Source organism: Streptomyces sp. NPDC033174 (assembly GCF_055577795.1).
On the sequence record NZ_JBVIPQ010000001.1, the window covers coordinates 20,928 to 43,055 of the forward strand.

At 70.7% G+C, this 22,128-nt stretch carries 22 protein-coding genes; 8 read left to right on the forward strand and 14 right to left on the reverse strand.

Annotated elements, in window-relative coordinates:
- Nucleotides 1-19 precede the first annotated feature (19 nt).
- Together fabI and fabG are read right to left on the reverse strand one after the other, a co-directional pair.
- Nucleotides 20-796 carry an enoyl-ACP reductase FabI gene (fabI, locus tag ACZ5VC_RS00120; protein WP_469117880.1) on the reverse strand — a complete coding sequence of 259 codons (777 nt, stop codon included), beginning with the start codon at nucleotides 794-796 and terminating at the stop codon, nucleotides 20-22.
- Nucleotides 797-801: 5 nt separating this feature from the next.
- The gene (fabG, locus tag ACZ5VC_RS00125; RefSeq protein WP_468714777.1) at nucleotides 802-1,506 is read right to left on the reverse strand and encodes a 3-oxoacyl-[acyl-carrier-protein] reductase; all 705 of its coding nucleotides are present in this window, start codon (nucleotides 1,504-1,506) and stop codon (nucleotides 802-804) included.
- 186 nt (nucleotides 1,507-1,692) lie between these two features.
- Between fabG and ACZ5VC_RS00130 the strand changes: the two genes are divergently transcribed.
- The 3 genes from ACZ5VC_RS00130 (at nucleotide 1,693) to tyrS (ending at nucleotide 5,933) form a co-directional block, all read left to right on the forward strand.
- A complete protein-coding gene (locus ACZ5VC_RS00130; RefSeq protein WP_469117881.1) occupies nucleotides 1,693-3,216 on the forward strand; it encodes a TldD/PmbA family protein in 1,524 nt (507 codons plus the stop codon).
- Nucleotides 3,213-4,604: a metallopeptidase TldD-related protein gene (locus tag ACZ5VC_RS00135; RefSeq protein WP_469117882.1), complete on the forward strand. Its 1,392-nt coding sequence runs from the start codon at nucleotides 3,213-3,215 to the stop codon at nucleotides 4,602-4,604. Before ACZ5VC_RS00130 ends, ACZ5VC_RS00135 begins: the two co-directional genes overlap by 4 nt.
- A gap of 63 nt (nucleotides 4,605-4,667) precedes the next feature.
- Complete coding sequence (tyrS, locus tag ACZ5VC_RS00140; protein WP_469117883.1) at nucleotides 4,668-5,933, forward strand: tyrosine--tRNA ligase; 1,266 nt, start codon at nucleotides 4,668-4,670, stop codon at nucleotides 5,931-5,933.
- An 81-nt stretch (nucleotides 5,934-6,014) separates the two neighbouring features.
- Here the strand turns inward: tyrS and ACZ5VC_RS00145 are convergent, their stop codons facing one another.
- Complete coding sequence (locus tag ACZ5VC_RS00145) at nucleotides 6,015-6,287, reverse strand: GlsB/YeaQ/YmgE family stress response membrane protein (RefSeq protein ID WP_469117884.1); 273 nt, start codon at nucleotides 6,285-6,287, stop codon at nucleotides 6,015-6,017.
- Between the two features lie 215 nt (nucleotides 6,288-6,502).
- On the opposite strand from ACZ5VC_RS00145, the gene ACZ5VC_RS00150 reads away from it, so the two are divergent.
- Nucleotides 6,503-6,880, forward strand: coding sequence for a DUF3099 domain-containing protein (locus ACZ5VC_RS00150; RefSeq protein WP_469118881.1), 378 nt, complete (start codon nucleotides 6,503-6,505; stop codon nucleotides 6,878-6,880).
- 200 nt (nucleotides 6,881-7,080) lie between these two features.
- Nucleotides 7,081-7,302: a hypothetical protein gene (locus tag ACZ5VC_RS00155; protein ID WP_468714833.1), complete on the forward strand. Its 222-nt coding sequence runs from the start codon at nucleotides 7,081-7,083 to the stop codon at nucleotides 7,300-7,302.
- Between the two features lie 3 nt (nucleotides 7,303-7,305).
- Here the strand turns inward: ACZ5VC_RS00155 and moaA are convergent, their stop codons facing one another.
- The 3 genes from moaA to ACZ5VC_RS00170 all read right to left on the reverse strand — a co-directional run bounded on the left by moaA (nucleotide 7,306) and on the right by ACZ5VC_RS00170 (nucleotide 10,463).
- Entirely contained in the window at nucleotides 7,306-8,295 is a 990-nt protein-coding gene (gene moaA / locus ACZ5VC_RS00160) for a GTP 3',8-cyclase MoaA (RefSeq protein WP_469117885.1), read from the reverse strand.
- A gap of 153 nt (nucleotides 8,296-8,448) precedes the next feature.
- Nucleotides 8,449-10,101, reverse strand: a complete 1,653-nt coding sequence (locus tag ACZ5VC_RS00165; RefSeq protein ID WP_469117886.1) for a solute symporter family protein — start codon at nucleotides 10,099-10,101, stop codon at nucleotides 8,449-8,451.
- Nucleotides 10,098-10,463 (reverse strand): DUF485 domain-containing protein, encoded by a 366-nt coding sequence (locus ACZ5VC_RS00170; protein ID WP_468714828.1) that lies wholly within the window; start codon nucleotides 10,461-10,463, stop codon nucleotides 10,098-10,100. Before ACZ5VC_RS00170 ends, ACZ5VC_RS00165 begins: the two co-directional genes overlap by 4 nt.
- A 244-nt stretch (nucleotides 10,464-10,707) precedes the next feature.
- Between ACZ5VC_RS00170 and ACZ5VC_RS00175 the strand changes: the two genes are divergently transcribed.
- Complete coding sequence (locus tag ACZ5VC_RS00175) at nucleotides 10,708-12,243, forward strand: S8 family peptidase (protein ID WP_469117887.1); 1,536 nt, start codon at nucleotides 10,708-10,710, stop codon at nucleotides 12,241-12,243.
- A gap of 95 nt (nucleotides 12,244-12,338) precedes the next feature.
- Nucleotides 12,339-13,664, forward strand: coding sequence for a CoA transferase (locus ACZ5VC_RS00180; RefSeq protein WP_469117888.1), 1,326 nt, complete (start codon nucleotides 12,339-12,341; stop codon nucleotides 13,662-13,664).
- Here the strand turns inward: ACZ5VC_RS00180 and ACZ5VC_RS00185 are convergent.
- From ACZ5VC_RS00185 to ACZ5VC_RS00220, 8 genes are all read right to left on the reverse strand, one after another.
- Nucleotides 13,654-14,697 (reverse strand): zinc-dependent alcohol dehydrogenase family protein, encoded by a 1,044-nt coding sequence (locus tag ACZ5VC_RS00185; protein WP_469117889.1) that lies wholly within the window; start codon nucleotides 14,695-14,697, stop codon nucleotides 13,654-13,656. The genes ACZ5VC_RS00180 and ACZ5VC_RS00185 overlap by 11 nt on opposite strands.
- An 18-nt stretch (nucleotides 14,698-14,715) precedes the next feature.
- Nucleotides 14,716-15,405 (reverse strand): lysoplasmalogenase, encoded by a 690-nt coding sequence (locus ACZ5VC_RS00190; protein ID WP_469117890.1) that lies wholly within the window; start codon nucleotides 15,403-15,405, stop codon nucleotides 14,716-14,718.
- Nucleotides 15,402-16,286, reverse strand: coding sequence for a sterol desaturase family protein (locus ACZ5VC_RS00195; protein ID WP_469117891.1), 885 nt, complete (start codon nucleotides 16,284-16,286; stop codon nucleotides 15,402-15,404). The genes ACZ5VC_RS00190 and ACZ5VC_RS00195 overlap by 4 nt, the downstream gene beginning before the upstream one ends.
- Before the next feature lie 143 nt (nucleotides 16,287-16,429).
- Complete coding sequence (locus tag ACZ5VC_RS00200; RefSeq protein ID WP_469117892.1) at nucleotides 16,430-17,140, reverse strand: VIT1/CCC1 transporter family protein; 711 nt, start codon at nucleotides 17,138-17,140, stop codon at nucleotides 16,430-16,432.
- A gap of 27 nt (nucleotides 17,141-17,167) precedes the next feature.
- The gene (locus ACZ5VC_RS00205) at nucleotides 17,168-18,397 is read right to left on the reverse strand and encodes an amidohydrolase family protein (RefSeq protein WP_469117893.1); all 1,230 of its coding nucleotides are present in this window, start codon (nucleotides 18,395-18,397) and stop codon (nucleotides 17,168-17,170) included.
- Nucleotides 18,394-19,677 carry an amidohydrolase family protein gene (locus ACZ5VC_RS00210; RefSeq protein WP_469117894.1) on the reverse strand — a complete coding sequence of 428 codons (1,284 nt, stop codon included), beginning with the start codon at nucleotides 19,675-19,677 and terminating at the stop codon, nucleotides 18,394-18,396. Before ACZ5VC_RS00210 ends, ACZ5VC_RS00205 begins: the two co-directional genes overlap by 4 nt.
- 22 nt (nucleotides 19,678-19,699) lie before the next feature.
- On the reverse strand, nucleotides 19,700-20,584 hold the full coding sequence (locus tag ACZ5VC_RS00215; RefSeq protein WP_469117895.1) for an SDR family NAD(P)-dependent oxidoreductase: 885 nt from the start codon (nucleotides 20,582-20,584) through the stop codon (nucleotides 19,700-19,702).
- Entirely contained in the window at nucleotides 20,584-21,381 is a 798-nt protein-coding gene (locus ACZ5VC_RS00220) for an acetoacetate decarboxylase family protein (protein ID WP_469117896.1), read from the reverse strand. Before ACZ5VC_RS00220 ends, ACZ5VC_RS00215 begins: the two co-directional genes overlap by 1 nt.
- A 104-nt stretch (nucleotides 21,382-21,485) precedes the next feature.
- Between ACZ5VC_RS00220 and ACZ5VC_RS00225 the strand changes: the two genes are divergently transcribed.
- A complete protein-coding gene (locus tag ACZ5VC_RS00225) occupies nucleotides 21,486-22,127 on the forward strand; it encodes a TetR/AcrR family transcriptional regulator (RefSeq protein WP_469117897.1) in 642 nt (213 codons plus the stop codon).
- Nucleotide 22,128 lies beyond the last annotated feature (1 nt).

The window sequence follows — 22,128 nt, forward strand, 5'->3', positions numbered from 1 at the left end:
ACGAGAAGAACCCCGGCGGCTACGCGCCGATGGCGTGCAGCCCGCCGTCGACGTGGACGATCTCGCCGGTGGTCTTCGGGAACCAGTCCGAGAGCAGCGCGACGACACCGCGGCCGGCGGGCTCCGGGTCGCTCAGGTCCCACTTCAGCGGGGAACGGCTGTCCCACACCGCGGCCAGCTCGGAGAACCCGGGGATGGACTTGGCGGCCATCGACCCGATGGGGCCCGCCGAGACGAGATTGCAGCGGATGTTGTGGTCGCCGAGGTCACGGGCCATGTAGCGGCTGGTGGCCTCCAGCGCGGCCTTGGCCGGGCCCATCCAGTCGTACTGCGGCCAGGCGAACTGCGCGTCGAAGGTGAGGCCGACGACCGAGCCGCCACCGTTGGTCATCAGCGGCAGGCAGGCCATGGTCAGCGACTTCAGCGAGAAGGCGGAGACGTGCATGGCGGTGGCGACCGACTCGAACGGCGTGTTGAGGAAGTTGCCGCCGAGGGCGTCCTGCGGGGCGAAGCCGATGGAGTGGACGATGCCGTCGAGGCTGTCGAACTCCTCGCGGACCAGGCCCTCGAGACGGGCGAGATGCTCGTCGTTGGACACGTCGAGCTCGATGACCTTGACGTTCTCGGGCCGGGGGAGCTTCTTGGCGATGCGCTCGGTCAGCGTGGGCCGGGGCCAGGCGGTGAGGATGATCTCCGCGCCCTGCTCCTGGGCCAGCTTCGCGGTGTGGAAGGCGATGGAGGACTCCATCAGCACCCCAGTGATCAGAATGCGCTTGCCTTCGAGGATTCCGCTCATGGTGATCAGTGACCCATGCCCAATCCGCCGTCAACCGGGATGACGGCTCCAGTGATGTACGAGGCGTCGTCGGAGGCGAGGAACTTCACCGTGGCGGCGATCTCCTCGGGCTGCGCGTAGCGGCCGAGCGGCACCTGGGCGACGATGCCCGCGCGCTGCTCCTCGGTCAGCACCTTGGTCATGTCGGTGTCGACAAAACCGGGGGCGACGACATTGAACGTGATGTTGCGCGAGCCGAGCTCACGGGCGAGGGAGCGGGCGAAGCCGACGAGGCCGGCCTTGGAGGCGGCGTAGTTCGCCTGCCCCGCGGAGCCGAGGAGGCCGACGACCGAGGAGATCAGGACGACGCGGCCCTTCTTCGCGCGCAGCATGCCGCGGTTGGCGCGCTTGACGACCCGGAAGGTGCCGGTGAGGTTGGTGTCGAGGACGGCGGAGAAGTCCTCCTCGGACATCCGCATCAGCAGCTGGTCCTTGGTGACACCGGCGTTGGCGACCAGCACCTCCACCGGACCGTGCTTCTCCTCGATCTCCTTGTAGGCCTGCTCCACCTGCTCGGTGTCGGTGATGTCGCACTTGACGGCCAGGAAGCCGGCCGGCGGCTCTCCGGACCGGTATGTGATGGCGACCTTGTCGCCGGCGTCGGCGAACGCGCGGGCGATGGCGAGGCCGATGCCCCGGTTTCCTCCGGTGACGAGAACCGAGCGGCTCAACGGATCACCCTTTCCATAGCGGTCTGGTACGTCGAAAACCTATCGGTCCGGTCCCTCGTACGGAGAATCGGGCCCTGACAGTGGCGTACGGAACTCCCTGTCGGGTCCCTACAGAAAGAGCTGGGCATCATCCACAGAAGCGCGACATGATCGGGACGACCGGTCTCATACGACAGGAGACATTTCGTGCCTCATTCCATCGACGAAGCCTTCACGGCGTTGCCGCTGCGGGCGCTCGCCGACGCGGCGCTCGCCCGGGCGCGCGCGCTCGGCGCCGAGCACGCCGACTTCCGCCTCGAGCGGGTGCGCAGCGCGGCCTGGCGGCTGCGCGACGCCAAACCCTCGGGGTCCTCGGACACCACGGACCTCGGGTACGCGGTACGGGTCGTGCACGGCGGCGCCTGGGGCTTCGCGTCCGGGGTCGATCTGACCATGGACGCCGCGGCGCGCGTCGCCGGGCAGGCCGTGGCGATGGCCAAACTGTCGGCGAAGGTGATCGCGGCGGCGGGTTCCGGCGAGCGGGTGGAGCTGGCCGACGAGCCGGTGCACGCGGAGAAGACCTGGATCTCCTCGTACGAGATCAACCCCTTCGACGTGTCCGGCGCGGAGAAGAGCGCGCTGCTGGCCGAGTGGAGCGAGCGGCTGCTGCGGGCGGAGGGGGTGGCGCATGTGGACGCCTCACTGCTCACCGTCCATGAGAACAAGTTCTACGCGGACACGGCGGGCACGGTCACCACCCAGCAGCGCGTGCGGCTGCACCCGCAGCTGACGGCGGTCGCGGTGGACGACACGACCGGCGAGTTCGACTCGATGCGCACGATCGCTCCGCCGGTGGGGCGCGGCTGGGAGTACCTGACCGGCACCGGCTGGGACTGGGACTCCGAGCTGGAGCGGATCCCGGGGCTGCTCGCGGAGAAGATGCGGGCGCCGAGCGTGGAGGCGGGGACGTACGACCTGGTGGTCGACCCGTCGAATCTGTGGCTGACGATCCACGAGTCCATCGGCCACGCCACGGAGCTGGACCGGGCGCTGGGCTACGAGGCGGCGTACGCGGGGACCTCCTTCGCCACGTTCGACCAGCTCGGGAAATTGACGTACGGCTCTCCGATCATGAATGTGACGGGCGACCGGACCGCCGAGCACGGCCTGGCCACGATCGGCTACGACGACGAGGGCGTCGAGGCGCAGAGCTGGGACCTGGTGAAGGACGGCACGCTGGTCGGCTACCAGCTGGACCGCCGGATCGCGAGGCTGACGGGCCTGGGACGGTCGAACGGCTGCGCGTTCGCGGACTCCCCCGCGCATGTGCCGGTGCAGCGGATGGCGAACGTGTCGCTGCGGCCGGACCCGGGCGGTCTGTCGACGGAGGACCTGATCGGGGGTGTGGAGCGCGGGATCTATGTGGTCGGCGACCGGTCCTGGTCGATCGACATGCAGCGCTACAACTTCCAGTTCACCGGGCAGCGCTTCTTCCGGATCGAGAACGGGAAGCTCGCCGGTCAGCTGCGCGATGTCGCCTACCAGGCGACGACCACGGACTTCTGGGGCTCGATGGAGAAGGTCGGCGGCCCGCAGACCTACGTCCTGGGTGGCGCCTTCAACTGCGGCAAGGCCCAGCCGGGCCAGGTCGCGGCGGTCTCCCACGGCTGCCCCTCCGCCCTCTTCCGGGGCGTCAACATTCTGAACACGACGCAGGAGGCCGGTCGATGAGCCGCGTCAGCAAGCCGTACGAGATCGTCGAGCGGGCCCTTGAGCTGTCCCGCGCCGACGGATGCGTGGTCATCGCCGACGAGGAGTCGTCGGCGAACCTTCGCTGGGCGGGCAACGCCCTCACCACGAACGGGGTGACCCGGGGCCGGACCCTCACCGTCATCGCGACCGTGGACGGCACGCAGGGCACCGCCGCGGGGGTCGTCTCCCGGTCGGCCGTCACGGTCGACGAGCTGGAGCCGCTGGTGCGGGCCGCCGAGGACGCCGCCCGGGCCGCCGGGCCCGCCGAGGACGCCCAGCCGCTGGTCGGCGGGGTGCCGGCGTCGCCGGACTTCACCGACGCGCCCGCCGAGACGTCGTCGGCGGTCTTCGGGGACTTCGCGCCCGCCCTCGGCGAGGCCTTCGCCCGGGCCCGGGCCGGCGGCCGGGAGCTGTACGGCTTCGCCAACCACGAGCTGACCTCGACGTATCTCGGTACGTCGACGGGCGTCCGGCTGCGCCACGACCAGCCGAACGGGACGCTCGAGCTGAACGCCAAGTCCCCGGACCGGTCGCTGTCCGCCTGGGCGGGCCGGGCCACCCGGGACTTCAAGGACGTGGACCCGGGCGCGCTCGACGCCGAGCTGGCGACCCGGCTCGGGTGGGCGGGGCGCCGCGTGGACCTGCCCGCCGGACGGTACGAGACGCTGCTGCCGCCCACCGCGGTGGCGGACCTGCTGATCTACCAGATGTGGTCGTCGGCGGCCCGGGACGCGGTGGAGGGCCGTACGGTCTTCTCCAAGCCCGGCGGTGGCACCCGTATCGGCGAGACGCTCTCGCCGCTGCCGCTGACCCTGCGCAGCGACCCGAACGAGCCGGGCCTGGAGACCGCGCCGTTCGTCGTCGCGCACGCGTCCGGCGACGACTCGTCGGTCTTCGACAACGGTCTGCCGCTGTCGCCGACCGCGTGGGTCCGGGACGGGCATCTGCAGCACCTGACCACGACCCGGCACAGCGCGGCCCTGACCGGTCTGCCGGTCACCCCCTCGATCGGCAATCTGATCCTCGACGGCGGCGCGGAGCGTTCGCTGGAGGAGATGGTCGCCTCCACGGAGCGGGGTCTGCTGCTGACCTGCCTCTGGTACATCCGCGAGGTCGATCCGGCGACGCTGCTGCTCACCGGCCTGACCCGGGACGGGGTGTATCTCGTCGAGAACGGCGAGGTGACCGGCGCGGTGAACAACTTCCGGTTCAACGAGTCCCCGGTGGATCTGCTGTCGCGCGCCTCGGAGGCCGGCCGTACGGAGAAGACGCTGCCGCGCGAGTGGAGCGACTACTTCACCCGGGCCGCGATGCCGGCGCTGCGCGTGCCCGATTTCAATATGAGTTCGGTCAGCCAGGGCGTGTGACCCGCCTAGACTGACTGTTGCTCTTCTCTCTACACGCCTACACGTTCAAGGAGACCGGAAACCGTGACGGACATCGTCGACGAGCTGCAGTGGCGCGGGCTGATCGCCCTGTCCACTGACGAGGACGCATTGCGCAAGGCGTTCGCGGACGGTCCCGTTACGTTCTATTGCGGCTTCGACCCGACCGCGCCCAGCCTGCACCTGGGGAACCTGGTCCAGATCCTCACCATGCGCCGGATCCAGCAGGCGGGGAACCGCCCGCTGGGTCTGGTCGGCGGTGCCACGGGTCTGATCGGTGACCCCAAGCCGAACTCCGAGCGCACCCTGAACGCGCCGGAGGTCGTCGCGGGCTGGGTGGAGCGGCTCCGGGCGCAGATCGAGCGGTTCCTCGACTTCGAGGGCCCGTACGCCGCGACCATGGTCAACAACCTGGACTGGACGTCGGGCCTGTCGGCGATCGACTTCCTGCGCGACGTCGGCAAGTACTTCCGGGTCAACAAGATGATCGCGAAGGAGGCGGTCGCCCGGCGGCTGAACTCCGACGCGGGCATCAGCTACACCGAGTTCAGCTACCAGATCCTGCAGGGCATGGACTTCCTGGAGCTCAACCGGCGGTACGGCTGTGTGCTGCAGACCGGCGGCAGCGACCAGTGGGGCAATCTGACGGCGGGCACCGACCTGATCCACCGGGTCGAGCCCGAGGCCGTGGTGCACGCCCTGGCGACCCCGCTGATCACCAAGGCGGACGGCACGAAGTTCGGCAAGACGGAGACAGGGACGGTCTGGCTGGACCCGGAGCGGACCACGCCGTACGCCTTCTACCAGTTCTGGCTGAACGCGGACGACCGTGATGTCTCCAAGTTCCTGCGGATCTTCAGCTTCAAGTCCCGCGAGGAGATCGAGGAGCTGGAGAAGCTCACCTCGGAGCGCCCGCAGGCCCGTGCCGCCCAGCGCGCGCTGGCCGAGGAGCTGACGACTCTGGTGCACGGCGCCGACGAGTGCGCGGCCGTGATCAACGCCTCCAAGGCGCTGTTCGGGCAGGGCGAGCTGGCGGAGCTGGACGAGACGACGCTGGCGGCGGCCCTGTCCGAGCTGCCGCACGCGCGGGTGGCCGAGCTCGGCCAGGTCGTGGATCTCTTCACCGAGGTCGCTCTGGCACCGAGCAGGTCCGCCGCGCGCCGCACGGTGAAGGAGGGCGGGGCGTACGTGAACAACGTCAAGGTCACCGCCGAGGACGCCGAGGTGTCCCGCGACGAGCTGCTGCACGGCCGCTGGCTGGTGCTGCGCAGGGGCAAGAAGAACCTGGCCGCGATCGAGGTCACCGGCTGAGGCTTCGGTACGCCACGGCAGCGGCCCGGGTACGCGCGTCGATCGCGCACCCGGGCCGCTGCCGTACCCCTGGGACCGGGGTCAGGCTCTCCTGGTACCCCTGACGGTGGCCCACAGCATGTCGCCCACCCCGACGACAGCGACCGCGCCGATCAGCTGGAGCAGATGCCGGGTCCAGTCGATGCCCTTGGTGTCGTTGACTCCGATCCAGGTTGCGACGGCGTTGCCGAGAACGCTGCCGAGAATGCCGAACACGGTCGTCAGCCACAGCGGGATCTGCTGCTTGCCCGGAATGATCGCCTTGGCGATCAGACCGAGGACCAGACCCACGATGATCGCCCACAACCAACTCATGTCGCCTCCTCGTGCGGCGCGGTGTGCGCATGTGGGCCCCAGTCTTGACCCCCCGCCCATACGGCGCATGTCGGACAGCTCCGTACGTGGGACTCCGTCGGCCGTATGCCCAGGTAAGGGGCGACCCGGCCTCGTCGGCGGCGGATGCCGGGGCGTACCGTGGAGAGAGGTCCGGACAGGGGAAGTCCGGCGTGGATGTCGGGCGGTGGAACGCGATGCGGAAGCGCGAGGCGAACGAGGTCTTCCGGATCACCGGAGCCCGTCAGGGTTTGGCCGACGATGTGCGCGGCCGGCAGCGCAGGTATGTGATCTCGATGTCGATCCGCACGCTGTCGGTCATCGCGGCGGCGGTCCTGTGGAATGTGGAACGCCATGTGGCGGTGGTGGCGCTGGCGTTGGGCCTGCTGCTCCCCTATGTGGCGGTCGTGATCGCGAACGCGGGCCGGGAGAGTGCGCCGTCGCTGCCGTCCACGTTCGTCCCGGCGCCGGTGCGGCCGATGCTGGAGGCGACGCCCGAAGCGGAGGGCCCGGAGGAAGGCCCTGCACAGCGCGCCGAGGAGCCGGGCAAGGAACGGACGTACGAGCAGACGTGATCATCGGCTGCCGCCCGCCGTCCGCGAAGCTCAAGAAAAGCTCAGATCAATCATGAAGTTCCGGTGCACCACACCCCGTTCCCCGTGACATACTTCGTACGCGCTCCGCATCCCCCGTCGGAGCGACGGACCGACGCCGGGCAGCTCCCCCCGTGGCTGCTCGGCGTCGCCTTTGTTCGGACCCATTCTGCGAGCGCCCTGTGAGTGACGAGACCTCCCCGATCTGTTCCGCCAAGGGCTGTCGTGCCGACGCCGTCTGGGTCCTGGCGTGGAACAACCCCAAGCTGCACACCCCCGAGCGCCGCAAGACCTGGCTGGCGTGCGACGAGCACCGCGAGCACCTCTCCCAGTTCCTGGGAGTACGGGGTTTCCTGAAGGACGTCGTGACGCTGGAGGCGTGGTCCGCCGCCGAAGGCGACTGAGTCTCAGCCGCCGATCGCCGACATCGGACGCTCCGGCTGGAGGAAGCTCGGGTCGTCCAGGCCCGAACCGGCCTTCTTGCCCCACATCGCCAGCTTCCAGATCCGAGCGATCTCCTCGTCGGGCGCCTCCGAGCGGAGCGCCGCGCGCAGATCCGTCTCCTCCGTGGCGAAGAGGCACGTCCGCACCTGACCGTCGGCGGTGAGCCGGGTCCGGTCGCAGGCCCGGCAGAAGGGGCGGGTGACGGAGGCGATGACGCCCACGGTGTGCGGTCCGCCGTCCACGGTCCAGCGCTCGGCCGGCGCGGAGCCGCGGGCCTCGTCGCCCTCGGCGGTGAGCGTGAAGCGGGTGCGCAGCGACTCGAGGATGTCGCCCGCGGTGATCATTCCGTCGCGCTTCCAGCCGTGCTGCGCGTCGAGCGGCATCTGCTCGATGAAACGCAGCTCGTACGCGTTCTCCACGGCCCAGGCCAGCAGGTCGGGGGCCTCGTCGGCATTGAGGCCGGGCATCAGGACCGCGTTGACCTTGACCGGGGTGAGCCCGGCGTCGCGGGCGGCGGCCATGCCGTCCAGGACGTCCTGGTGGCGGTCGCGGCGGGTCAGCGTCTTGAAGACGTCGGGGCGCAGGGTGTCGAGCGAGACATTGACCCGGTCCAGGCCGGCGGCCTTGAGCGCGGTTGCGGTGCGCTTGAGGCCGATGCCATTGGTGGTCAGGGACATCTTGGGGCGCGGCTCCAGGGCGGCGCACCGCTCGACGATGCCGACGAGCCCGGGGCGCAGCAGAGGCTCGCCGCCGGTGAAGCGGACCTCGGTGACTCCGAGGTCGGTCACGGCGATCCGGATCAGCCGGACTATCTCGTCGTCGGTGAGCAGATCGGGCTTGGCGAGCCACTGGAGGCCCTCTTCGGGCATGCAGTACGTGCAGCGCAGATTGCACCGGTCGGTGAGCGAGACACGCAGGTCAGTGGCCACTCGGCCGTAGGTGTCGATGAGCACGGTGTGCCCCCTCCCCGGTTACCCGAATCTGTATGGGTCCGAGCCTACGCGAGTGCACCGACAACATCAGTGGCCGATTGTCACGGGACCTGATCGGCCGCCTCGTAGGGATCTACGAGACGGCCGGCCCTTCGGTTTCGTAGGGTGTCGGGATCAGTGCGCTCCGACACCGGTGAGGGACTTGACCTCCAGCTCGGCGTACTTGCCGGCGTCGGGCTCCTCCTTGGAGAGAAGGGATCCGATCCAGCCGAGCAGGAAGCCCAGCGGGATGGAGACCAGGCCCGGGTTCTCCAGCGGGAACCAGTAGAAGTCGGCCGTCTTGAACATCGAGGTGGGCTTCCCGGAGACGACCGGGGAGAAGACCACCAGGACGACGGCGGAGATGAGACCGCCGTAGATCGACCAGAGCGCGCCCTGGGTGGTGAAGCGCTTCCAGAACAGGCTGTAGAGGATCGTCGGCAGGTTGGCGGACGCGGCGACGGCGAAGGCCAGGGCGACCAGGCCGGCGACGTTGAGGTCGCGTGCCATCGCGCCGAGCGCGATGGAGACGACGCCGATGAGGACGGTCGCCCAGCGGGCCGCGCGGACCTCCTCCTTCTCGGTCGCCTTGCCGCGGCGGATGACGTTGGCGTAGATGTCGTGCGCGAAGGAGGACGAGGAGGCCAGGGTCAGTCCGGCGACCACCGCGAGGATGGTGGCGAACGCGACCGCGGAGATGACCGCGAGCAGGATCGCGCCGCCGGTGGATCCGGCGCCGCCGCCGATCTCGAGGGCGGCCAGCGGGGCCGCCGTGTTGCCCGCCTTGTTGGAGGCGATGATGTCGCCCGGCTTGAGGAGCGCGGCGGCGCCGAAGCCCAGCACGATCGTCATCAGATAGAACGCACCGATGATCCCGATGGCCCAGTTGACGGACTTCCGGGCTGCCTTGGCGGTCGGCACGGTGTAGAAGCGGATCAGGATGTGCGGCAGTCCGGCGGTGCCCAGGACCAGCGCGATGCCCAGCGAGAGGAAGTCCAGCTTCGAGATGCCGGTGGCCCCGTACTTGAGGCCGGGCTCCAGGAAGGCGGAGCCCTTGCCGCTGTTGGTGGCGGCGGCGCCGAGCAGGTCGGAGAGGTTGAAGTTGAACTTCAGCAGGATGAGGAAGGTGATGAGGAGCGTGCCCGCGATGAGCAGGACGGCCTTGACCATCTGCACCCAGGTGGTGCCCTTCATACCGCCGATGGTGACGTACACGATCATCAGGACGCCGACCAGCGCGACGATGGCGATCTTTCCGCCGTCGCTGGTGATACCGAGCAGCAGCGAGACGAGCACACCGGCGCCCGCCATCTGGGCGAGCAGGTAGAAGATCGAGACGACGATGGTGGACGTTCCCGCGGCGGTACGGACCGGGCGCTGGCGCATCCGGTAGGCGAGGACGTCGCCCATGGTGAACCGGCCGGAGTTGCGCAGGGGTTCGGCCACCAGCAGCAGGGCGACCAGCCAGGCCACCAGGAAGCCGACCGAGTACAGGAAGCCGTCGTATCCGAAGAGCGCGATGGCTCCGGCGATGCCGAGGAAGGAGGCGGCGGACATGTAGTCGCCGGAGATCGCGAGGCCGTTCTGGAAGCCGGTGAACTGGCGTCCGCCGGCGTAGAAGTCGGCGGCGCTCTTGGTCTGGCGGCCGGCCCAGACGGTGATGGCCAGGGTCGCGACGACGAAGGCCCCGAAGAGGGAGATGATCAGCGTGCGGTGCTCGGAGGTGGCGCTGGCCGCGGCGAGCTGGACGGTGTGGAGGACCTCACCGGCCTGGAAGGTGCTGCTCATGCGCCGGCCTCCATACGGGACTTGATCGCTTCCGCCTTGGGGTCGAGCTTCCCGGCCGCGTGCCGTGAGTAGAACCAGGCGATGAGGAAGGTGGTGAGGAACTGGCCGAGTCCGAGGACCAGAGCCACGTTGATGTTGCCGAAGAGCTTGGTGCCCATGAAGCCGCCCGCGTAGTTGGAGAGCAGGACGTACAGCAGGTACCAGGCGATGAAGGCAAGGGTGAGCGGGAAGGCGAAGGAGCGGTACGTGCGGCGCAGTTCGCCGAATTCCGCACTCTCCTGCACCTCGACGAAGGCCTCGGTCGTGGGCTGGACGGGGCCGGCGTCCGTACCGCCCGGGGGCGGCGGTGCATCGATAGCCACGGAATCTCCTTGCGGCGCGGGTGCGGTAGGCATGACGGAGGGGACCTTTCGGACGGGGTGGGTGATGTCGTTCCCTCCCCTGCACAACGGCACGGGCAGCAGGTCGACGCGGTTCAATACCGGTCTTTTTCTTTCCCAACTCATTGATGGGCCGCGATGATCGGCGATAGCTTCGCTCGTCATGAACCTGTTCACTCACAACCCGGTGTGTGAACAGCTCCTATACGGATGATGTGGAGAACCCATGGCTCATCTGGGATCCAGACGCGGTCGAGTACTCGCTCTGCCCGCCGGTCTGGCGCTCACGGCCTCGCTCGGCTTCCTTCCCGCCGGAGCGGCCACGGCCGCCCCGGCGGACGACGCCCCGGCCGCCGTCGTGACCGACGGCCCGAAGCTGTCGTACGTCGTCAACGTGAAGGGCGGCCGCTCCACCGCCGCTTCGGTCAAGAAGGCGATATCCCGCGCGGGTGGCACGGTGGTCTTCGCGTACGACAAGATCGGGGTCATCGTCGTCCACTCGCAGAACCCCGAGTTCGCGAAGACGATCCGCAAGGTCAAGGGTGTGCAGTCGGCCGGTGCGACACGGACGGCACCGCTCTCCGTGCAGCACGACGACGCCATCGGGGCGCAGGAGCAGCCGCTGACCGCCGCAGAGGCGAAGGCGGCAGCGGCCAAGGCGTCCGACGAGCAGGACCCGTTCGAGCCGCTCCAGTGGGACCTGCCGGCCATCAAGGCGGACAAGGCCCACCAGAAGTTCCTCGGCAGCAGCGAGGTCACCGTCGCGGTCATCGACACCGGTGTCGACGACACCCACCCCGACCTCGCGCCGAACTTCGACGCCAAGGCGTCCGCCAACTGTGTGACCGGCGCCCCGGACACCACCCCCGGCTCCTGGCGTCCGAACCCGGGCGAGAGCGACCACGGCACGCATGTCGCGGGTACCGTCGCCGCCGCGAAGAACGGCGTCGGTGTCACCGGTGTCGCGCCCGGTGTGAAGGTCTCCGGCATCAAGGTGGCCACGCCCGACGGCTTCTTCTACACCGAGTCCGTCGTCTGCGGTTTCGTCTGGGCCGCGGAGCACGGCGTCGATGTGACCAACAACAGCTACTACACCGACCCGTGGCTGTACGCCTGCAAGAACGACGACGATCAGAAGGCGCTGGTCGAGGCGGTCACCCGGGCCTCGCAGTACGCGGAGCGCAAGGGCGCCGTGAACGTGGCCGCGGCCGGCAACGCCCGTACGGACCTGGCTTCCGACGAGCTCACCGACACCACCAGCCCGAATGACACCACCCCGGTGACGCGGGTCATCAACCCGCAGGAGTGCCCGGACTTCCCGGCCATGCTGCCGGGTGTGGTCACGGTCTCCGCGACGGGCGCCAAGGGCCTCAAGTCGTCCTACTCCAACTACGGTCTCGGCGTGGTCGACATCGCGGCCCCGGGCGGCGACTCGACCAGGTTCCAGACGCCCGACGCGCCGGCCGTCAACGGTCTGATCCTCTCCACGCTGCCCGGCGGCGGTTACGGCTACAAGGCCGGCACCTCGATGGCGTCCCCGCACGCGGCGGGCGTCGCGGCGCTCATCAAGTCCAAGCACCCGCACGCCTCGGCGGCGCAAGTGAAGGCGCTGCTGTACGCCCAGGCCGACGCCAAGGCGTGCACCGACCCGTACGACATCGACGGCGACGGCAAGGTCGACGCGGTGTGCGAGGGCGGGAAGTACGACAACGGCTTCTACGGCGCCGGCATGATCGACGCCCTGGACGCGGTTCGCCGCTAGGGAGCCTGAAGTGAAGGCCCTGGTGGGGCACATCACACCAGGGGTTTCGCACCGCGCATGGCACTCAGTGCCATGCGCGGTGCCATAGTGCGTGAATGACACAGAGACTTTTCAGGGGCACGGAACACACCGGGCAGTTGTGGGCTCTGCTGGGCGGCGATCCCGCCCTCACGGACCGTGTGTCGTACGGCGGCCCTTCGGGGCTGCTGCACGCCCGGCTGCCCGTGATGGATCTGGCCCGGGCGACGGTGGCGGTCTGCGCGCTCGCGGCGGCGGAGTGGGACGCGCACACCTCCGGCGGGCCCGTGCCCGGGGTCCGGGTCGACGACGGGGCGGTCGCCACCGCGTTCGTCAGCGAACGCCATCTTCTCGTGGACGGCCGGGAGCCGGTCAACTTCGCGCCGCTGTCCAGGTTCTGGCGGGCGGCCGACGGCTGGGTCCGTACGCACGCCAACTACCCCCACCACCGGGCCGCGCTGCTGTCCGCGCTGGGGGTCGGCGAGGATCCGGCGGCAGTCGAGGCCGCCATCGCCGGACGGCCGGCGATCGAGGTGGAGCGGGCGGTGTACGCGGCGGGCGGCCTGGCCGTGGCCCTGCGCTCGCCCGAGGGGTGGGCGGCGCACGAGCAGGGCGCCGCGGTCGCCGGGCGGCCGCTGCTGACCCGGGAGCGGCTCGACGACGCGGCTCCGCGCCCCCGTTCGGGCCCCTTGCGGGTACTGGACCTGACGAGGGTCATCGCCGGCCCGGTGGCGACGCGCACCCTGGGGCTGCTCGGAGCGGACGTACTGCGCGTGGATCCGCCGGCCAACCCGGAACTGCCCGACCAGCACGCCGACACCGGCTTCGGAAAGCGGTCCGTGGCCCTGGACCTCGACCGGCCGTCGGACCGGCGGACCTTCGAGGAGCTGCTGGCCGGGGCGGACGTCCTGGTCACCGGTTACCGCCCGGGCGCGCTGGACCGGTTCGGGCTGATGCGGCCCGGCCTGGTCGTCGCGCAGCTGTCCGCGTGGGGCGACTACGGGCCCTGGAGCGAGCGGCGCGGCTTCGACAGCCTCGTCCAGGTCGCGACCGGCATCGCCGAGCTGGAGGGGTCGGCGGACCGGCCCGGTGCCCTTCCCGCGCAGGCCCTGGACCACGGTACGGGCTATCTGCTGGCCGCGGCCGTGCTCCGGTCGCTCACCGAGCAGTCGGCCGACGACGGCGGTGGCACCCGTCTGGTGCGTCTCGCGCTGGCGCAGACCGCGCACTGGCTGAAGGGGCTTCCCCGGTACGAGCCGGGGCGGTGGCTGACGGAGACGGACAGCCCGATGGGCCGGCTGCGGCACGCCGTCTCACCCGTCTCGTACGGGGGAGGCCCGGCGGACTGGTCACGTCCGCCGGGCCTGCCGGGCACGGATGCCCCCGTCTGGCTCAGGGCTTGACGAGGACCTTGAGCGCGGTGCGCTCGTCCATGGCCCTGTAACCGTCCGGGACGCCCTCGAGCCCGACGGTCAGGTCGAAGACCGGCGACGGGTCGATCGTCCCGTCCAGGACGTCCGCGAGCAGCTCGGGGATGTACGCGCGGACGGGTGCGACCCCGCCGCGCAGGGCGACGTTCCGGTTGAACATGTCGGAGAGGTCGAGCCCGGTGCCGCTGCCGTGCGGGACGCCGACATAGCCGATGGAGCCGCCGTCGCGGGTGATGGCGACGGCGGTGCGCATCGACTGCTCGGTGCCGACGGCCTCGATGACGGCGTGCGCGCCCTGGCCGCCGGTGAGTTCGCGGACGGCGGCCTCGGCGGCCTCCCCGCGCTCGGCGACCACGTCGGTGGCGCCGAAGGTACGGGCGATGTCGGTACGGGCCTGGTGTCGGCCCAGCGCGATGATCCGCTCGGCGCCGAGCCGCTTGGCGGCGAGGACTCCGCACAGACCGACGGCGCCGTCACCGACGACGGCGACCGTGGAGCCCTTCGTCACGCCCGCGCCGACGGCCGCGTGGTGGCCGGTGCCCATGACGTCCGAGAGGGCGAGGAGCGCGGTCAGCAGATGGTCGTCGGAGGCCGCGTCGGCGGGGAGCTTGACGAGGGTGCCGTCGGCGAACGGCACACGGACCGCTTCGCCCTGGCCGCCGTCGGAGCCGACGGATCCCCAGAACCCGCCGTTCGGGCAGGAGGTGTGCAGGCCCTCGGAGCAGTAGTCGCAGGTGCCGTCGGACCAGACGAAGGGGGCGACGACCAGGTCGCCGGGGGCGAAGCCGGACACCTCCGGGCCGGCCTCCTCGACGATCCCGAGGAACTCGTGGCCGATGCGCTGTCCGGCCTGGCGGGCCGCCGTGCCGCGGTAGGCCCACAGGTCGCTGCCGCAGATACAGGCCCGGAGAACCCGCAGCACCACATCCGTGGGCTGCTTGATCACCGGGTCGGGCACGTCCTCCACGCGCATGTCGAACGGGGCGTGAATGGTGGTGGCGCGCATGACGGACGCATCCTTGTCTCAGACGTTGGTACGGGTTTCACCGTACGCCCGCGCGCCGACGGCCGAGCAACGGAGTGCTCCGGCGGCCAGCAGGTACTGCGCCGCCAGATAGGTGAGCATGATCCAGAAGTCGGGGACGGGCGGCTGGGGCCAGTCGGCGACGCCGGTCGCGATGAGGGTGTCGGAGAGCAGGAAGAGCGCGCCGCCCGCTCCGGCGGTGAGCCCGAGGGCGCTGGAGCGGTAGGCCATGGCGGTGAGCAGCAGCGAATAGCCGGCGACCGGGATCCGCAGGTCCGCGGGGAGGCCGGGCCACAGCAGCGCGACGGTGGTGACCAGGGCGACGCCGTAGGCCGCGCCGAGGAGCGGTGACGTGCGCCCGCGGCCGAAGAGGACCAGATAGCAGACGTGCCCGGCGGCGAAGGAGCCCATGCCGACGAGGAACGCCCAGTCGGCGTCGGAGAGCAGGAAGACGTCGCCGCCCCAGCCGAAGAGCAGTGCGGCGGTCAGGGGCTTCGGTGCGCCGAGGACGGCCGCGTGTCCCGCGAGCAACGGCATCAGAAGGGGCTTGGCGACCTGGTGCCCGAGCTCGGCTCCGGCGAGGAGGGAGAGGAGGTCGACGGCGGCGGCCGCGCCGAAGGCGACGAGGAGGAGGCGGGAGACCGCCTCGCGCCGCCCGGCGCCGGCGTCCGCCGCGCGTGGTCCGCTCACGCCGCCGGCTCCGCGGCGGGACCGGTGGCGGGCCCGGGTTCGGTACGCGGGCCCGGCTGCCACCCCGGTCCCCGGAAGACCCGTCCGGCCCGCTCGCGCCAGCTGGTCGCCGCCCGGACGTCACGGGCGATCGCGGCGTACTCATGGGTCGCGACGCGGAGCGGGTTGTAGGTCGCGATGTTCTTGGTGAGGCCGAACACGGGCCGCTCGGTCTCGGGCGCGAAGGAGCCGAAGAGCCGGTCCCAGATGATCAGGATGCCGCCGAAGTTGCGGTCGAGGTAGCCGCCCTGGGAGGCGTGGTGCACCCGGTGGTGCGAGGGCGTGTTCAGCACGTACTCGATGGGGCGGGGCAGCTTGCCGATGCGCTCGGTGTGCACCCAGAACTGGTAGACGAGGTTCGCCGACGAGCAGAACGCGAGGGCGGCCGGGTGCACACCGCATGCGATGAGCGGCACATAGAACGGCCACACGGTGAGTGACGTCCAGGGCTGCCGCAGCGCGGTGCTGAGGTTGAACTTGCGGCTGGAGTGGTGGACGACGTGGCAGGCCCACAGGATGCGGATGACGTGGTGGCCGCGGTGGGACCAGTAGTAGAAGAAGTCCTGGCCCAGCAGCATCAGCGGAACGGTCCACCACAGGACGGGGACGCGGGCCGGGGTGAGTTCGTAGACCGCGGTGTAGATCGCCACGATCGGGATCTTCCAGAGGAAGTCGAAGGCGAGGCTGCCGAGCCCCATGCCGATGCTGGTGGCGGCGTCCTTGGTCTCGTATCCGGCGGCCTCCTCGTCCGGGTGGATCCGGTAGCTGACGATCTCGAGGACCGTGAGCAGGACGAACGCCGGTATGGACCACAGCACGACATCGGGCAGGTTCGGTGGCATGCCTGCACGTTAGGGGCGGGGTGGCGGCAGCGCCAGTGGTTGTTACCGACAAGTATGCGAGACGAGTTGTCAGCGAGTTTTGGCGACTTCCGCCAACTGTTACCGAGGGTAGTCAAAGTGGCTTGGGATCAGTGGCCGGGAGGTCACACCCCGGCCGCCCCGAGCAGTGTTCCGGCGGCGTACGTCACCGCCATCGCCACCGCTCCCCCGCCCATGTTGCGCAGCACCGCGGGGGCCGCGGGGGCCGCGCCCAGGCGGGCGCTCCACCAGCCGGTCAGGGCCAGGGCCGCCAGGACCGAACAGACCGTCACATAGAGGCGGACCGACGGGGACGGCAGGACGATCGCGAGCAGCGGGAGCAGGGCGCCCGCCGTGAACGCGAGGAAGCTCGCGCCGGCCGCGTGCCAGGGGTTCGTCAGGTCGTCCGGGTCGATTCCGAGCTCCACGCGCGCATGGGCCCGCAACGCGTCCCGTTGGGTGAGCTGCTCGGCGGCCTCGCGGGCGACGTCGGCGGTGAGGCCGCGGGCCGCCAGGAGCTCGGTGAGTTCGTCCAGTTCGGCTTCCGGCTGCTCGCGCAGTTCCCGTTTCTCCATTGCCAGCGCCGCCTTCTGCGAGTCCCGCTGGGTGGAGACGGAGACGTACTCCCCCGCCGCCATCGACATCGAGCCGGCGAGGAGCCCGGCCAGGCCCGCGGTGAGCAGCGCCGGGCGGGAGTCGGTCGCGCCGGCGACGCCGACGACGAGGCCCGCGGTGGAGACGACGCCGTCATTGGCGCCGAGCACCGCGGCCCGGAGCCAGTTGAGACGGGAGCCGAGTGCTCCGCCGTGGGCCTCGTCGTGTGTGGCGTCGGTCATGTCCGGGAGAGTCTCACACCCGGGAGGTCACCACACGCGCACCGAGCCGCCCCGGGCGAACGCCGGGCTCGTCGCGTCCGCCGGGACCTCCTTCAGGGGCTGGGAGATCTCCTCGACGGTGGGACCGTGCCGTGCCGCGAGCGCGTCGAGGAGGGCGAGGTCGAAGCCGTACACCCGGGCGGCGTTGCCGCCGGCCATCGCCGCGACCTCCTCGCGCGGCAGGCCCGCGTAGGCGATGCGGAGGCCTTCGCGGGAGTACGGGGTGGTGCCCTCGTCGTGGGGGTAGTCACTGCCCCACATGATCTTGTCGAGGCCTATCCGGTCGCGCAGCGGCACCTCGTGCGGGCGCATGAAGCTCGCGCCGACGAAGCAGTTGTCCCGCCAGACCTCGCTCGGACCACTGCCCATGGAAGCGGCGAGGCCAGCCCCGAACTTGGACTCGGCGGTCGCGGCCTTCGTCGCGGCGGCCACGAGCCGTGCGTGGTAGTAGTCCAGCATCTCGATCACGCCCGGGATCCATCCCGAGCCCTGTTCGGTCAGGACGAGTTTCAGGCCGGGGTGGCGGCGGAAGGCACCGCCGAAGATCAGGTGCCACAGGGCGCGGTGGGAGAACCAGGTCGTCTCCACCATGAACACCGCCCGGGCGGCCGGTTCGTCGCCGAGCGGCGGCGATGCCGACCCGCCGTGGTGGTTCACGGGCACGTCCAGCTCCTCGCAGACGGCCCAGATCGGGTCGTACGTCTGCGAGTACAGCTCGGGGACGCCGGAGCCGGGCGGCGCCCCCGGCAGCAGGACCCCGCCCGTCAGGCCGGCCTCCCTGGCCCACCGGATCTCCTTCACCGCCTCGTCGACGTCGCCCAGCAGGATCTGGGCGACTCCGGCCCGCCGGCCCGGTGCCAGCGAGCAGAAGTCGGCGAGCCATCGGTTGTGGGCGCGCAGCCCGGCCCAGCGCTGCTCGAACTCCTCCCTCGTCGGCGCGGGGGCCATCAGTGAGGCCGAGGGGAAGAACGGCGGAATGGTGTTGGGGAAGACGACCTCGGCGACGATGCCGTCCCGCTCCAGCTCTGCGAGGCGGCGGTCGGAGTTCCAGTTGCGGTCGGCCGTGTCGGCGAGCAGATCCTCGTACGGATTGACGTAGGTGGCGGCCCAGGCGTCGAAGTCGTCGTGGTACCGCTTCTCCAAGTACGGCTTGTAGTCGAGGAGATCGGCGCCCGCGTGGCAGTCGGCCGAGATGACCGTGTAGCGATCCGTCGTCACGACGCCCCCAGGACCGGGAAGTCGTGGTCGGTCAGCCAGTGACGGCCCACCTCCCGGGAGCGGGCCCAGGACGCCTCGACGGCCGCCTGGTCGGCGCTCTGGCCCAGCTCGGCCGGGGTGGGGCCGATCCGGCGGGCGAGCGGCGCGAGCGCGGCGGTGTCGAAGCCGAAGACCTCCGCCGCCGCCAGACCGAGCATCCGGCGGGTCTCCGCGACGGGAATGTCGTGGAAGGTGTTCGCCAGCCACGCGCGGGTGTTGGGCCAGGTCCCCTCGGGGTGCGGGAAATCGCTGCCCCAGAGGATGTTGTCGACGCCGATCTCGTAGCGCTGGGCCAGCTCGCGCCGCTTGGTGTTGGTCGCGCAGATGAAGATCTGCCGGTCCAGGTACTCGCTCGGCGGGCGCTTCAGCTCGGCGAACGGTGAGAGCTTCTTCCCGCCGTGCGCGCCGAGGTAGAGCCGGTCCATGAACCAGAGCAGGTTCGGCAGCCACCAGCAGCCGGACTCGGCGACGCCGAACCGCAGCCCGGGGTGGCGCTCGAAGACACCGGACCAGAGCAGGAACCAGAGCGGGCGCGCGGGCCACCAGGTCACTTCGCTGACGTAGATGCCGAGATGGTCGCCGTACTCGTCGCGCGGCGCCGCGCCCGAGTGGGTCACCAGGGGCATCGCGGTCTCGGCGGCGGCCGCCCACACGGGGTCGTAGCGCCGGTCGTGGTAGGGCTCCTTGTCGACCCACATGGAGGGGATCATCAGGGCCCCGAGCCCCGATTCCCTGGCCCGGTGGATCTCGGCGACGACCTTGTCGGTGTCGGCCGTGACGGGCAGCAGGGCGACGCCGCAGTGCCGCTCGGGGTTCTGGGACACGAACTCGGCGAGCCAGCGGTTGTGCGCCTGTGCTCCCGCCATCCCGAGCTCGGGGTCCTGGTCCCCGGAGAGTCCGAGGCCGACGCCGAAGGGGGCCGCGGTCCTGCTGTCGACGGCGTCGGCGTCCGGGAAGACGACCTCGGCCGCCACTCCGTCGCCGTCGAGCTCCTTCAGTCGCTGGGCGCTGTCCCAGCCGCCGCGCAGCCCTTCCTCGTTGTCGCTGAACCACTTGTCCGCGAAGGCCTCGTTGCGTACGCCGAGCCGGGTCATGGCCTCACGGCGGGCGTCCCTCCCGGCCAGGAAGTCGTCGAAGGCGCGGTGGAAACGGGCGTCCAGATAGGGCCGGTACTGCTCGGTGGGCAGACCGGCGTGGCAGTCGGAGGAGATGATCAAGTACGGGTCGTTCGGGTCCGTCATCACGGCTCCCTCGGTCGCACGGTCAGTCGAGGATGAAGCTTTCGAGGTACGCGGGGTTGGCGCGGTCGAGCATCGACTGCGACCGCGCGCGGATCTGCCGGTCGCTGTGCTCGCTCGCCGGGAGCATCCAGAACCGGTCGGCGCGGATGCCGTCCACGACGTGTTCGGCGACCTCCTCGACCGGGGTGAAGGCGATCTCGTGGCCGGCCTTCCTCATGGCGGCCTCCCACTGGTCGAGGCTGCGGTACGGGGTCCTGCGCGGCCGCTCCTTCGCGTACCGCTCGGGCCGGTTGCGGTGCGACTCCCACAGTCCCGTGCGGAGCATGTGCGGGCCGGGAAAGAGCACGGAGGCTCCGACGGCGGCGCCCTCGGCCCTCAGGTGCGCGTACAGCGACTCGGTCATCGTGACGACGGCCGCCTTGGTGACGGCGTAGACGGAGGCCGTCGGCAGGGGGGCGATCCCGCCGTCGCCGGAGGAGGTGTTGACGACATGGCCCGGCGCGCCGCCCGCGATCATGCGGGGCACGAAGGCCTGGATGCCGTGGAAGACGCCCCAGACGTTGACGGCGAAGGCCCACTTCCAGTCGTTCGGCTCGTGCTCCCACATGCGGCCCTCGGCGCCGGAGCCGACGCCCGCGTTGTTGCAGAGGACGTGGACCGCTCCGAACGTCTCGTAGGCGGCGTCGGCGAGGGCCAGCACCGAGTCGCGGTCGCTGACGTCGGCGGTGCGGGCGAGGACCCGCGCGCCCTCGTCGCGCAGCTCCTCGGCCGCCTTGGCGAGCGCGCTCTCCTCCACGTCCGCGAGGACGACCTGGAGTCCCTCGGCGGCGAACCGCCGGGCCATGGCCCGGCCGATGCCGCTCGCCGCGCCGGTGACGACGGCGGTCTGCCCCTGCTCCAGCCGCATCAGACGCTCCCCTCCGGCGGGCCGTCGAGGATCTGGCGGGGGTCGTCGTAGCGCTGGTGGATGTACGGGAGGAGGGCCTGGGCGCTCACCCGCTCGACGACCCTGCCCCTCTGGTCGGTCGTCTTCTCCCCGAGGGTGATCTCGACGACGCGGCGGACGGGCAGGTCGGCGACCGGGTCGTACATGGACTCCCGCAGCACGACGTCCCCGGTGATCCGCTCCAGTGCGCGCACCTTCTCGTTGCGTACGCAGTGGACCAGTACGGGGTCGGCGTCGAAGCCCGAACCGTCCACGGCCGGGAGGAACTTGAAGTAGAAGTCGACCTTCTCGGTGGGCCCCGGCAGCGGCAGCGGGCCGGACACCGCCCCGCGGACCTCGACGAACGCGATGCCGTGCCGGGCGAGGGAGGCGTGCACGACCAGGCCGTCGCGTTCGACCGTGACCTCTCCCAGCTTCTTCGGCTCGCCGAAGACCTCCCGGCCGCCGATCAGCGCCCGCTCGTGCGTCATCGGCATGACGAGCGGATACCAGCCCTGCTGGTCGCCGTGGGCCGCGGCGACCGCCACCGACCCCGCGCCGAGCGGATAGCCGGGCAGGTCTACCTTGCTGATGTTCGCCCGGACGAGCGGGGCGGCGGTGGGTTTGAGCGGGGGCGGCAGCACCGCCGCGACCGCGTCGGGGTCGCTCTCCCACACGGCGACCACGCCGGTTGACCAGATGTCGGGAAGCTTGGCTCCTGCCGCTCGGACCGCGGCGATCTCGGCCTCGGTGCGTGCTCCGTACCGTACGCGTGCCATGACGTACCACCCTTCGCTCATCGTCGGGGGACGGGTCTGTAACACAGTTACACCGGCGCCGATGAAGGGTAAAGAGCCGTGCACGCAAGAGAATTGGGGGTTTCATGCCACGTCCCGCGCTGACCCGCGAGGAGGTACTGGACGCCGCCGCGGCGCTGGTGCGGCAGCACGGCCCGGCCGCTCTCACCATGCGCAAGCTCGCCGCCGAGCTCGGCACCGCGGTGACCTCCATCTACTGGCACGTGGGCAACCGCGAGTCGCTCCTCGACGCGCTCGTGGAGCGGACCGTCGCCGAGCTCGGCGCCGTCGCACCGCGCGGGCGCACCCCGGCCGAGCGGATCGTCTCGGTGGCCCGGGCGCTGCGCCGGGACCTTCGCGACCGTCCGCATCTCGTCGCGATGGTCCATGAACGTGGCCTGACAGAACGGATGTTCCTGCCGGCCCAGCGGTCCCTGGTGCACGAGGTGCACGCGGCCGGGCTGCGCGGGGCGCGCGCCGCGGACGCCGTACGGGCGGTGCAGTTCCATGTGGTGGGCTTCGTCCTGGTGGAGCGGAACCGGGAGCGCGCCCCCGTCCAGTCCCCGGGCGAGGAGGAGCTGTGGGACGCGGCGACGGCCGAACACGACCCGGCCCTCGCCCGCTCACTGGCCGGGCCGGTCAACCCGGAACGGCTGTTCGCCCTGTCGGCGCGCGCGCTCGTCGAGGGCCTGCTCGCTCCGGTGCCGGGCGGATCCCGCTCGCGGTGAC